Origin of the sequence: Streptomyces sp. NBC_01314, from assembly GCF_041435215.1 — a bacterium.
In the GTDB taxonomy this organism is placed as follows: domain Bacteria; phylum Actinomycetota; class Actinomycetes; order Streptomycetales; family Streptomycetaceae; genus Streptomyces.
Genome location: NZ_CP108394.1, coordinates 8,625,201 through 8,637,630 on the forward strand (window position 1 = coordinate 8,625,201; position 12,430 = coordinate 8,637,630).

9 protein-coding genes and 2 pseudogenes are annotated in these 12,430 nt (G+C 70.6%); 7 read left to right on the forward strand and 4 right to left on the reverse strand.

Annotation, left to right across the window (positions count from 1 at the left end; genetic code table 11):
• The first annotated feature begins 72 nt into the window (after positions 1 to 72).
• Together OG622_RS37915 and OG622_RS37920 are read left to right on the forward strand one after the other, a co-directional pair.
• Positions 73 to 807 carry an ArsR/SmtB family transcription factor gene (locus OG622_RS37915; protein ID WP_371581139.1) on the forward strand — a complete coding sequence of 245 codons (735 nt, stop codon included), beginning with the start codon at positions 73 to 75 and terminating at the stop codon, positions 805 to 807.
• Positions 808 to 827: 20 nt separating this feature from the next.
• On the forward strand, positions 828 to 1,571 hold the full coding sequence (locus tag OG622_RS37920; protein WP_371581140.1) for an SRPBCC domain-containing protein: 744 nt from the start codon (positions 828 to 830) through the stop codon (positions 1,569 to 1,571).
• Between the two features lie 41 nt (positions 1,572 to 1,612).
• On the opposite strand, the gene OG622_RS37925 is transcribed toward OG622_RS37920, so the two are convergent.
• Positions 1,613 to 3,436: an endonuclease/exonuclease/phosphatase family protein gene (locus OG622_RS37925; protein ID WP_371581141.1), complete on the reverse strand. Its 1,824-nt coding sequence runs from the start codon at positions 3,434 to 3,436 to the stop codon at positions 1,613 to 1,615.
• Between the two features lie 397 nt (positions 3,437 to 3,833).
• On the opposite strand from OG622_RS37925, the gene OG622_RS37930 reads away from it, so the two are divergent.
• The 5 genes and pseudogenes from OG622_RS37930 to OG622_RS37950 all read left to right on the forward strand — a co-directional run bounded on the left by OG622_RS37930 (position 3,834) and on the right by OG622_RS37950 (position 9,482).
• Positions 3,834 to 5,300 (forward strand): hypothetical protein, encoded by a 1,467-nt coding sequence (locus OG622_RS37930; protein ID WP_371581142.1) that lies wholly within the window; start codon positions 3,834 to 3,836, stop codon positions 5,298 to 5,300.
• A 414-nt stretch (positions 5,301 to 5,714) separates the two neighbouring features.
• Positions 5,715 to 6,449 (forward strand): annotated as a pseudogene (locus tag OG622_RS37935) (alkaline phosphatase PhoX); the annotation flags it as partial.
• A gap of 75 nt (positions 6,450 to 6,524) precedes the next feature.
• The gene (locus OG622_RS37940) at positions 6,525 to 7,322 is read left to right on the forward strand and encodes a hypothetical protein (RefSeq protein WP_371581143.1); all 798 of its coding nucleotides are present in this window, start codon (positions 6,525 to 6,527) and stop codon (positions 7,320 to 7,322) included.
• Positions 7,323 to 7,566: 244 nt separating this feature from the next.
• Positions 7,567 to 8,205 (forward strand): annotated as a pseudogene (locus OG622_RS37945) (GntR family transcriptional regulator); the annotation flags it as partial.
• Positions 8,206 to 8,462: 257 nt separating this feature from the next.
• Entirely contained in the window at positions 8,463 to 9,482 is a 1,020-nt protein-coding gene (locus tag OG622_RS37950) for a 1-aminocyclopropane-1-carboxylate deaminase (protein WP_371581144.1), read from the forward strand.
• Positions 9,483 to 9,634: 152 nt separating this feature from the next.
• Here the strand turns inward: OG622_RS37950 and OG622_RS37955 are convergent, their stop codons facing one another.
• The 3 genes from OG622_RS37955 to OG622_RS37965 form a co-directional block, all read right to left on the reverse strand.
• The gene (locus tag OG622_RS37955) at positions 9,635 to 10,867 is read right to left on the reverse strand and encodes a TerD family protein (protein WP_371584349.1); all 1,233 of its coding nucleotides are present in this window, start codon (positions 10,865 to 10,867) and stop codon (positions 9,635 to 9,637) included.
• Positions 10,868 to 10,940: 73 nt separating this feature from the next.
• The gene (locus OG622_RS37960; protein WP_371581145.1) at positions 10,941 to 11,162 is read right to left on the reverse strand and encodes a hypothetical protein; all 222 of its coding nucleotides are present in this window, start codon (positions 11,160 to 11,162) and stop codon (positions 10,941 to 10,943) included.
• A 300-nt stretch (positions 11,163 to 11,462) separates the two neighbouring features.
• Complete coding sequence (locus tag OG622_RS37965) at positions 11,463 to 12,272, reverse strand: NAD-dependent epimerase/dehydratase family protein (RefSeq protein ID WP_371581146.1); 810 nt, start codon at positions 12,270 to 12,272, stop codon at positions 11,463 to 11,465.
• Between the last annotated feature and the right edge of the window lie 158 nt (positions 12,273 to 12,430).

The window sequence follows — 12,430 nt, forward strand, 5'->3', positions numbered from 1 at the left end:
CCCAGCGACCGGCGACCCACCGAAAACTTCAACCGTCTGGACAAAAAAAGTTTTCGGTGGGACGGTGGAGTCATGTTGGATGTCACCGTGATCGAGGACCCCGAGGCAGCGGCGGTCTCGCTGGACCCCATACGGGCCGGGCTGCTCGCCGAGCTGGCGGCCGGGCCCGCGTCGGCCGCCATGCTGGCCGGGAAGGTCGGGCTGCCGCGCCAGAAGGTGAACTACCACCTCAAGGCGCTGGAGCGGCACGGCCTGGTCGAGCTGGCGGGGGAGCGCCGCAAGGGCAATGTCACCGAGCGGCTGATGCGGGCGACCGCCGCGTCGTATGTGATCTCCCCGCTCGCGCTCGCCGCCGTACAGCCCGACCCGGACCGTTTCCGGGACCAGCTCTCCGCGCACTGGCTGCTGGCGCTCGGTGCCCGGCTGGTCCGGGACGTCGGGTCGCTCATCACGGGCGCGGCCAAGGCCCACAAGCGGCTCGCGACCTACGCGCTCGACGGCGAGGTCACCTTCGCCTCGGCCGCCGACCGGGCCGCGTTCGTCCAGGAGCTGACGGCCGGGGTGAGCGCGCTCATCCGCAAGTACGACGCGCCGGACGCGGAGGCCGGCCGAGGCCACCGGATCGTCGTCGCCGTCCACCCGACAGTCAAGCCGCAGACCGCCGAAGTACCGGACCGGTCCGACGAGCCCGACCAGTCAGACCAGTCCGACGAGCGCGATCAGCCCGATCAGCTCGCCCAGCCCGACCGGCGCGGATCTTCCCACCGGCCCGAACCGACCGATCAGACCGACCAGCCCGATCAGTAAGACCCGTTGAGGAGTACGCCATGTCCAAGGAATTCGAGATCGCCCGGGAGTTCGAGGTCGATGCCACTCCCGAGGAGGTGTGGGAGGCCGTCACCGCCGGGACCGGTGGGTGGCTGTGGCCGATGGAGGCGCCCGAGCCGCGGGTCGGCGGCAAGGGGCCGTTCGGCTCCGAGGTCGTCGCATGGGATCCGCCGCATCGGTACACCAACCGCGTCGAGGACGTCGAGGGCATCTCCGAACAGACCCTCAACCAGCTGGACTACACGATCGAACCGCGCGACGACGGCCGGCGGGCCTGGGTGCGGTACGTGCACAGCGGCATCTTCGTCGACGACTGGGACAACCAGTACGACGGCGCCGCCAAGCACACCGGGTTCTATCTGCACACCCTGCGCCAGTATTTGACGCGCTTCGCGGGCCGGACGGTCACCGCGTTCGCCACCTTCGACGGGCCCGAGACGGCCGGGACCCCCGACGCGCTCACCACCGTCGGACGGGCGCTCGGTCTCGCGGACGACACTCCCGAAGGGGCCCGTGTCCAGGCCAAGGGCCCCGAAGGGCAGCTCCTCGACGCCGTGGTCGACTACCGCGACCCGTACTTCATCGGCCTGCGCACCGACGACGCCCTCATCCGCTTCTTCGGCCGCAACCACTGGGGTTACCGCGTCGGCATGAGCGTCCACGACTTCGCGCCGGGTGCCGACGCCAAGGCGGACGAGATCGCATGGCAGGGCTGGCTGAACGGAGTGTTCAGCCAGCCCTGAGAATCACTGTCGCTTACTGCTTACTGCTTACTGCTTACTGCTTACGGCTCGAACCGAACCACCTGCGGGTCGTGGTCGCTGATCTGGTCGTTGAACTCCGAGTTGACGTGCACGCTGTCGTACGTGAACCCGGTGGAGCGCCGGACCGAGCGGCTGACCAGGATCTGGTCGAGCACCTGGGCGTTGCCCTGGAAGACGTACGAGTAACGCTCCCTCTTCGGGAGCGACTTGATCGCCGACCACAGGACGCCGTCGTTCTCCAGCAGCTTCGCGGTGTCGGAGAACTCGAAGTCGTTGATGTCTCCGAGCGCGATGACGTCCGCCTTCTTCTCCTTCGCCAGGATCTGCTTGACGAAGGCGTTCACGGCGGTCGCCTGCAGGTGGCGCTGGGTCTCCGAGCTCCGCTTCGGCGGCTGGAACTCCGAGTGCAGCGCCTGGTCGCCGCCCTTGGACGCGAAGTGGTTCGCGATCACGAAGACGGACTTGCCGCGGAAGGAGAACTCGCCGACGAGCGGCTTGCGGCTGTTCGTCCAGGCGGCGTTCGCCGGGTCGATCCGGCCCGGCGACACCGTCAGCCGCGCCTTGCCGTTCGCACTCGTCACCCCGGCGGCGGTCGCGGCGTCGCCGCCCGCGCGGTCGGCGAAGGAGACCCGCGCGGGGTTGAACAGGAAGACCTGGCGGATGTTGCCGCCGGGCTCACCGCCGTCCGCGAGGTTCACCGGGTCGATGGACCGCCAGGCGTACGTCGGGCCGCCGGCCGCCACGATCGCGTCGACCAGCTTCTGCACCGTCCGGTCGGCGGCGACCGTACCGTCGTTGGCGGCACCGTTGTTGTCCTGGATCTCCTCCAGGGCCACGATGTCGGGCGACTGCAGGTTGTGCACGATCGCGCCCGCGTGGTCCGCGAAGGAGGCGTCCGAGGGGTCCAGGTTCTCGACGTTGTACGTCGCCACCGCGAGCTCGCCGCTCGCCTGCTTGCGGGTCGTCTCGCGCTCCAGGCCGCCCTGCTTGAGGGTGCCGAGCCGGTTGGCGACGAGCGTGTAGCCGCCGAACTGGTTGTAGTCCAGCGGGCCGGCCGTCGTGCCCTTCAGGACGTCACCGACGTTCGCCTTCGGGAAGTCGGCTACCGCGCCCAGCGACTGGATCTGCAGCCGGCCGGTGTTCTGCGAGGTGTAGGAGTCGTACAGCGCGCCGCCGCGGCGGTTGTCGTTCTCCCGGGGCTTCACCGTGACCCACAGCTCGGTGAACGGGTCGGTGGCACCGACCACGCGGGTGTCGGCGACCTGGACGTTCATGCCCTCAAGGGACTCATAGCGGTCCAGCGCGTACGTGGCCGGGGCGAGCTTGAGGCCGTTGACCGAGCCGCCCGCGGCGGTGTCGCCGACCGGGGCGTACTTCTTCGGCACGGACTTGGTGTCGAGGACGGTCGCGGCCGGGACCGCGTTGCCCGTGGAGACGACCGTGATCGTCGGGCGGGTGATCTGCGTCACGGACTGGTTTCCGGACGAAGTGCCGCCCGGCACGAACTCGCCGACCGTGCCCGCGACCGTCACCGCGTCGCCCACGGAGACCGTCGGCCGGGAGCTGGTGAAGACGAAGACACCCTCGCTCGTGGCCGGGTTGGCGTCCGCCTTGGGATCCTGGATCCAGAAGCCGCGTGAACCGTAGGTGCGGACGCCCGTGACGATTCCCTGCACCCCGGCGACCTGCTGGCCGGTGAGCGGGGACGTCCGGGTGGTGCCCTGGATGTCGTGGATGCGTATGGATTCGGCCTCGGCGGTCGAGGTCAGGACCACGGCGGACACCGTGGAGCAGATGGTGGCGACGGTCAGCGCGCCGATGCGCGCGGTTCTCTTGCTCGGCAAGGGGATCCCTCCGGGGACGTACGTGAGCGCCGGGACGAGAGTGGACTTGGGTGGCCTGCGACCGGTGGGGCGGCGCGACGCGCGTAGAACCCGACAGGCCCGATGAACTCCGATGGTCATGCCTGTGGGTGGCCCCGGAGTCTTCCCAGAGCTACCCATGAGTTTCTACGCGCGTCAATCTCCTGCCTGGTCAGGCCAGTTGTCAAGGTTTCAGCCATACCTGACTCCTGGCAGGTACATGAACCGGGCGGCATGGGTTCAAATCCGTCTAGGCTGAGCGGCTGCGTACTCGTACCCGTACTCGTTCGCGTATCGCTCACGGGAGCCCTCTCCGCAGGGGCCGCCCGAAGCGCCCGGCAGTCGTTCGTCACCATCCGTTCCGAGGAGATCCCCGCCGATGTCAGACAGCTCGCCACTGCCGCCGGTGCGGCTCCTCTCCGAAGCGGAGCTGGCGCGGGAGGCGCTCGCCACACCGCTGCTCTCGCGCGCCGCCCGGCTCGCCCGCTGGGCCGGGCCGGACACGCGTGTGGGTTCCGGGGGCGAACTCGTCGACGAGCAGCTGTCCGCCGCCGCCGAGGCGCTCGGGCTCACCGGCGCGGGCGTCGACGGCGACGACGCGGCGGCCTCGGCCAGTGAGGCCTGGCGGGTGGCCGTGGACACCGGGCTCGTCGAGATCGTGGACGAGGAGGCGGGGACGGTCGCCGTGGGCGAGGACCTCGCGCTCCTTGTCTCCGGCGGCCCGCAGGACGTCCTCGGTATCTGGCGCACGGCCCTGGAGGCCGCCCTCGCCGACGCGAGCGTGCCCGACCTCGACGGCCTCGTCGACGCCATGGACTCAGGCGGCGAGATCGACTTCTCCGAACTCGACTGGGACCCCGACGCCGAGGCGGACTTCCTCGACGGCGTGCTCGGCAACCTCTACCTCCTCACCGTCAGCGAGGACGGCCCCGACGGACCGGTGCCGCTGCCCGCCCTCGCCGCCTCGATGATCGTCCCCGACGACATGGGGGAGCCCACCAACGACGTACTGGAACAGGTCTCGGACGCGATGATGCGGCTCGACGACCAGTTCCGGGTGCTGGAGCCGGTCGGGCTGGTGGAGTACCAGCCGGTGGACGAGGCGCTGATGACGGACGCGGAGGAGGCCGCCGCGGCCGAGGGGCCGGGTGCGCCTGCCGTCGACGACACCGATGTCACGCGGTACGGCATGGTCCGGCTCACCCCGCTCGGGCTGTACGGGATGCGGGCGCGGCTCCAGGAGGCGGGCGTACTTGCGCCCGCGGTCGGGGACCTCGTCGACAAGGGCGCGGACGCGCTGCTGGACGGCACCGCCGGGTTCCCGCCGGCGGCGGCCCAGGCCGAGACCGAGCAGTGGCTCGCGCGCCGGGAGTCGCCGGCCGCGGCCCGCGAGCTGCTCGCGGCCGCGCGTGGCTCCGACGCGGGCGCGCCGCTGCGGCGGCTGCGCTGTCAGCAGGCGCTGTCCCTCGTGGGGGCGGTGGCCGAACCTGCCCTCCGGGAGGTTCTGGACGACCCCGAGTTGGGCGGGCTCGCCCGGGTGTGGCTGACCGAGCACGGAGCCACCGACGTGCCCGCGCCGTCCCAGGCCATGGTCTTCTGGCTGACCATCGACACGGTTGCCGCGCAGCTGGCGGCCGAGGGGAACTCCGCGGAGCTGCGGGCGCTGGTGGAGGGGCTGGCCGCGCAGCACGGTTCGTTCTTCGCGGCGGCGTGGCGGGTGGATCACCCGGCCACGCCGGATGTCCTTGAGGCGATGGGGAGGATCCACCCCGACAAGCGGGTGGCGAAGGAGGCCCGTAAGGCGGCGTTCAAGGCGCGGTCGCAGAAGGGGCCGGGCGCGTTCTAGGGGCGGGGCGCCCAATGGCTCGGGGATGCCTGTGGGTCGGCGGGTGCGGGTCCGGTGGGGCTTCTCGCGCAGTTCCCCGCGCCCCTGAAAAGCAGGGGCTCCGCCCCATGCTTTTCGGCCCGAAGGGCCCGTGGTCCTTCAGGAGCGTAAGGGCCTGGTCTTTCAGGAGCGCGAGGGCCTGGTCTTTCAGGAGCGCGAGGGCCTGGTCTTTCAGGGGCGCGCAGAACTGTGCGAGCAACCACGGACCCACCCGCGCCCGCCGACCCACAGGCATCCCCGAGCCATGAGGCGCCCAAGGGGGTCGAAGGGGCGCAGCCCCTTGGTGGTTCACCGAAGCCAGGGGGCTCCGTCTACCCCCGTTCAGCCTGCGTTCAAGCGCGAGCGCGACCGTGGCGCGACAACTCGGGTCCGCCCCCCCACGGCTTGTTCTACCGCTGGACCCCGCCCAAGGGATTCACCCACGACCCCGGGAAGTTCCGCACCCTCGCCGACGACGCGGGCGTCCTCCAGGCCCCCCGCTGCTACGACTCCGGCGGCCGGTTCGTCGACGACCTGTCCCGCGCCACGAAGACCGGCACGGTGTACGGGGGCGACTGGATCGACGTCCCCGACCGTGACGCCAGGACCGTCGCCGTACGCAAGCAGTTCGCCGACACCGAGATCACCCGCGCCCGCAAGCTGGAGGGCATGTGGTGGGGCGACGGCGGCACGTACGTCGTCTCCTCCTACGCCCGTTCCGAGAGCCCCGGCCGGCACGACGGCCAGGTCTGGTTCTACGACCCCAAGCGCCGCACCCTGACCCTGAAGGTCCTGCTCGGCGTCAACCCCGACCCGTCCGCCGACGGCGCCCTCGACGGCCCCGACAACATCACCGTCTCCCCCTACGGCGGCATCGTCCTCGCCGAGGACGGCGAGGGCATCTCTCACCTGTTCTGCGCCACCGACAGCGGCCGTACGTACCCGATCGCCCGCAACGACCTGGCCATGACATCAGCCGCTACCGCGGCGGGCGGCACCGAGGAGGAGCCGGAGTGCAGCGAGTTCGCCGGCGTCACCTTCTCGCCCGACGGAAAGACCCTGTACGCCAACATCCAGACGCCGGGCATTCTGCTCGCCGTCACGGGGCCGTGGAAGCGGCAGCGGCGTTAGAACGGTTCGTCACTCGTACGGGTGGGCTTGTCTGATTCGGTGAGTGGCCAATGGTGCTGAACGTACCGTTCCCGTATGTCCAACTCATGTGACGAGACGGGGCGGGAGAGCCTGGTCGGGGGCGGTCTCGACGTGACGGCACGGCCGGGACACCGCCCTGCCGTCACGTCGAACCGCGCGCGCTTCGCGAGCGCTGAGGGGACGGACAGACCGGCTGCCGAGGGCCTTGCCGAAGGGACTCCGGTCTGGCTCCCGGACGGCATGGTGGCTCCCGTGGAGAGTGTCGTGGCCGAGAGGCTTTCTGTTCTCGCCTATGACAAGGAGTGGGACCTTCGCCAAGCCCGGCCCGGACGCCCCTACCCACCGCGAGACAGCACAGTTGGCAACCTGGTGACCACTCGCCCAGCTCGCTGGATCGACACTGGTACGCAGCCTGTACTCGCCGTGAGGTTCGCTTCGGGCCGCGTGATCGAAGCGACAGCCAACCACAGGTGGGCTGTCCGAAGCCGGGAAGGCTCACGACGTCCGACCTGGAAGTCGACCGCCTCTCTGGAGCCCGGGTGCGCGGTCCCTGCACCGCTTACCGCTGACTTCTTCGGAACTCTTGGTGACGAGTGGGACGGCTGGTTCGTCGGATCGATGCTCGGCGATGGCAACATGACCGGCCGTACCCCGACATGGGTCGGCCACGACGACGGAACACTTCAGCAGATTCGAGAGTATGTCGCCAAGCACGGATGCCAGGTCAATGTGGCGTCCATTGTGTGGGACCGCGTCGTTTGCATTGCACCGGCCGGGGCGAAGAAGACCTACTGCGTCGAGGTGCAGCCGTCCCGCTTGTGGGTCACGAACGGCGTCGCGACGGGCAACTGACATTACGAACGCCGGTGGGCCAAAGGGCCGTCGAGTAGCTTCGAGAAACTGACATTGTCTCGTCCATGGGCTCATCGTCACCGCGGCCAGTCCGCGTACGGGCCCGTGATGATCCGGCCGCGGCTCACCCGGGCACGTCCCCGACACGACTGATCTTGGGTTGCGCGCAGCGACTGTGGCCCATGTTGCGGCATGGTCCGCGGCCCTTGCCCGATCCTAAGATTGACATCTAACATTTCAGTTCATGGAGGCCATACGACCGGTCGGGCGCACCCTGCTGAGGGACCGCGCCTACCAAGCCATCCGGGACGCCATCGTGGCCGGGGAGATCGAGCCGGGCGCGGTGGTGCGGGACGCCGAGTTCGCGGAGTTACTGGGGCTGTCGCGGGCGCCGGTGCGGGAGGCGTTCTCCCGGCTGGTGGACGAGGGGCTGCTGGAGAGCAAGCCGCAGAGCTATACGCGGGTCACGGCCGTCGTCGCCGCCGATGTGCGGGACGCCGCCGCCGTGGTCGGCGCCATGCACGAGCTGGCCACCCGGACCGCCGTGCCCCGGCTGTTCGCGGCGGACATCGAGACGATGCGCTCTGCCAACGAGCGGTTCGCGGCGGCCGTCCGCTCGGGCGACGTCGACGCGGCCCTGGTCGCCGACGACGCACTGCACGACGTCCTCGTCCGGGTGAGCGGCAACCGCGCGGCCGCCGCCACCGTCGCCCGCTACACCCCGCTCATCCGCCGGCTGGAGCGGCGGCGCTTCGGTGAGGGCGGCAACTGCCGTTCGGCCGGACTGCACGAGCAGTTGATCGAGGCCTGCACGGCCGGTGACACGGACCAGGCGGTCAGCGTCACCGCGGAGATCTGGCGCGGCCTGGCCGCACTCGCCGACGAGCCGACCGACGATTCGACCGGGCCGACCGGGCCGACCGGGCCGAGTGACGAGCGGACCGGGCCGAGCGACGCCCCGGTCGCTGAACCCGCAGAGGAGCCGGGCGGCGCATCCGAACACCGGCTCACCCACGAGCCCGCCCGCGAACCCGTGCCCGTGCCCGTGCGCGTGCGCGAAGCGGACCACTGACCCGATCGCCCCCGCCCCACTCCGCCCCCGCCCAACGCCGCCCCGCCCGACTCCACCTTGGAGAACCCGTGTCCCTCTCGTCCTTCGAGCGCTACCCGCTCCTCTTCGGGCCCTCGCCGGTCCACCCGCTGGAGCGCCTGACCGCACACCTCGGCGGCGCCTCCATCTGGGCCAAGCGCGAGGACTGCAACTCCGGCATCGCGTACGGCGGCAACAAGACCCGCAAGCTGGAGTACCTCGTCGCCGACGCGATCGCCCAGGGCTGCGACACCCTCGTCTCCATCGGCGGCGTGCAGTCCAACCACACCCGCCAGGTCGCCGCCGTCGCCGCCCGCGCCGGACTCAAGTGCGTACTCGTGCAGGAGAGTTGGGTCGACTGGCCGGACGCCGTGTACGACAAGGTCGGCAACATCCTGATCAGCCGACTGGCCGGGGCCGACGTACGGCTCGTCCGGGCCGGCTTCGGCATCGGCTTCAAGGAGAGCTGGGAACTGGCGCTCAGGGAGGTCGAGGAGGGCGGCGGTAAGCCCTACGCCATCCCGGCCGGCGCCTCCGACCACCCCCTCGGCGGCCTCGGCTTCGCGGGCTGGGCATACGAAGTCGCCGAGCAGGAGCGGGAGTTGGGCGTCTTCTTCGACACGGTGATCGTCTGCTCGGTGACCGGCTCGACCCAGGCCGGCATGGTCGCCGGGTTCGCCGCGCTGGAGGAGGCGGGCGAACGGGCGCGCCGGGTGATCGGCATCGACGCCTCGGCCAAGCCGACCCCCACCCGCGAGCAGATCGCCCGCATCGCCCACAACACCGGGCAACTCATCGGCCTCAAGCGGAAGTTGACCGTGGCCGACATCGAGCTGGACGAGCGCTACCACGCCGGGATCTACGGTGTCCCGGACGACGCCACCCTCGTCGCCATGCAGCTCGCCGCGCGCACCGAGGGCATGATCACCGACCCCGTGTACGAGGGCAAGTCGATGGCCGGGATGGTCGACCTGATCGAGCGCGGCGAGATAGGCCCGGAGTCCACCGTGCTGTACGCCCACCTCGGCGGCCAGCCCGCGCTGAACGCGTACAGCGGAGTGATCGGGTGACGTCGAGGGCGTTCTGCGGGGGCTGACCCGGACACGGGCTCCCGCCGCAGCCGGCACCCGGCCGGATACAGCGCACGGCGTGCGGGCGGACGGTCGGCAGGGGGAGCCGGGCGCACCCTTGTCGGGTGGCCCGGCGTTGCTCGCGCGTGCCCTCAGAGGGACTGGGCCGCCGGCTTCACCATCCCCCTGACCGTGCGGGACTTCACGAAGTCGCCCATCGCGGTCATGTCCCACTCGCCGGAGAACTGCTTGATCAGCTTGGCCATCATCACGCCGGTCTGGGCCTCGGCGTTGGTGAGGTCGAAGCGGACGAGCTCCTCGCCGGTGGCGGCGTCGATGAGACGGCAGTAGGCCTTGGCGACCTCGGTGAACTTCTGGCCGGAGAAGGAGTTGACCGTGAAGACCAGTCCGGTGACCTCCTGGGGGAGCCGTCCGAGGTCGACCACGATCACCTCGTCGTCCCCGCCGCCCTCGCCGGTGAGGTTGTCACCGGAGTGCTTGATCGCGCCGTTCACGATCGAGAGCTTGCCGAAGTAGCAACTGTCGATGTGGTTGCGCTGTGGGCCGTACGCGATGACCGACGCGTCCAGGTCGATGTCCTTGCCCCGGTACGCCGGTTCCCAGCCGAGGCCCATCTTGACCTGGGAGAGCAGCGGCTGGCCGCCCTTGACCAGGGAGACCGTCTGGTTCTTCTGGAGGCTGACGCGGCCCTTGTCCAGGTTGATCTTCCCGGCGCCGGGGACGGGGGCCGGGGGCGCGGCCGGAGGGGCGGGGGGTGCCGGGGGTGCCATGACGCGCGGGTCCATGGCCGGGGCCGGCGGGGCCGGCGGGGCGGGCGGGGCAGCCGGGGGCCGCATGGCGGGGGCGGGCTGGGCGGCCGGGGCAGGGGCGGGCTCCTCCACGGTGACGCCGAAGTCCGTCGCGATGCCCGCGAGCCCGTTCGCGTACCCCTGGCCGACCGCGCGGGCCTTCCACGCGCCGTTGCGCAGATAGATCTCCACGATCACCAGGGCCGTCTCCGTGCCCAGCTGGGGCGGGGTGAACGTGGAGATCGCGGAGCCGTCCGCCGCGTTGCGGATCGTGGCCGTCGGTTCGATGCCCTGGAACGTCTGGCCCGCCGCGTCCGGGCTGGCCGTAATGACGATCTTCTCGATGCCCGGGGGGACGGCCGTCGTGTCCACCGTGATCGAGTCGGGGGTCGTACCGCCGCCGGAGCGGTACGTCACGCCCGGACCGGTCGGCTGGTTGAAGAAGATGAAGTCGTCGTCCGAGCGCACCTTGCCGTCGGCGGTGAGCAGCAGGCCCGATACGTCGAGCCGCACGGGCGCGGAGACGTCCACCGCGACGCGGGTGACGGGCAGCGGGATGTTCGAGCCGGGGGTCATAGCGGTCATGCGTGGTGAACGATTCAGGCCGCTTTACCGTTCCCTTACCCATGGGTGTCGGCGGCCGTTCGGGTCATCGGCGGTTGCGGGGGTGCTCCCGGGCCGTGCGCTCGTTGCCCCGCCGGTAGTTTCCGGTCCAGCGGGCCATGACCAGTTGCGGGTCGCCCGCCGCCACCTCGGCGAGGAACCGGGCGGCTCGGGGACCGCGCAGCGTCGTGGCCGTGTGACCGTGGTGGTCGATCGTCACCGTGCTGTCGGAGTGCTGGGTGTAGGTGAATCCCTGAGGGCGTGGCATGTCCCGGATGATAAGGGCGGAAGACCGTGCGCCGGGAGGCGCGGATCGCCTGGGCCCTGACCTCGCTGACGGCCGGCCGCCGAGCAGCACGGTGATGCCTGTCGCGCGACCGACGATGCCCGTCCCTGACCGCCTCGCATCGCCGTGGCCCGTTACGGACCTGGGGGGCGGGGGATCGGGCAACGGGCGTGCCCGAACGCGGGAGCGGGCGGGCCCGTTCGGTGCCCGCCCGCTCCTTCCGCACGCCGGTACGGCCCTCGTATCCCGTACGACGTGCGAACCCAGGTGTGTCCCGGTCGCTCAGTAGGGCCAGATCGGCGGGTCGCTCACGAAGTGGCCGCCCAGGTTGGCGTGGGCCACGTTCTCGGGGTCCAGTTCGCCCTGCTCGGCGATCAGCTTCTCGGCGTACGGCTCCGAGTCGTCCTGCGGCTCGTAGCCGAGGGCGCGAGCGGAGGAGAGGTCCCACCACAGGCGGGTGTTGGCGGAGGAGCCGTAGACGACCGTGTGGCCGACGTGCTCGGCGGTCAGGGCCGCGTGGAAGAGGCGGGCGCCGTCGGCCGGGCTCATCCACAGGGAGAGCATGCGGACGCTGGTGGGCTCGGGGAAGCAGGAGCCGATGCGCACGGAGACCGTCTCCAGGCCGTGCTTGTCCCAGTAGAACTGGGCCAGGTCCTCGCCGAAGGACTTGGACAGGCCGTAGAAGGTGTCGGGGCGGTGCGGGGTGTCGACCGGGATCAGCGGATCCTGGCCGAGCGGGCGGGGGGTGAAGCCCACCGCGTGGTTGGAGGACGCGAAGACGATGCGGGGGACGCCCTCCGCGAGGGCGGCCTCGTACAGGTTGTACGTCCCCTCGATGTTCGCCTTGAGGATCTTCTCGAAGGAGGCTTCCAAGGAGATGCCCGCGAGGTGGATGATCGCGTCGACGCCCCGTACGGCCTCGCGCAGGGCCTCCTTGTCGGCGAGGTCGGCCGTGATCGCGTCCGGCGCGCCCTCGACGGGCAGCAGGTCCAGGAGCCGCAGCTCGTAGCCGTGGGCCGGGAGCAGGTCCCGCATCAGGGTGCCGAGCCCACCGGCGGCGCCGGTGAGCAGAACGGTGCGGGGAGCGGGCATCCGTGGATCTCCTTGCATCGCCATCTGTGATCCGTGCACATGGGCGTCCGACATTCACATTCATGGACACGCTAGGGAGTCCGGGTCCTGTGCGTCAAGTGTGACGCCGAGGCGTGAAATCGCTGATGTGGTGCGGGTTGCCCGGCTTGACCGCCCGC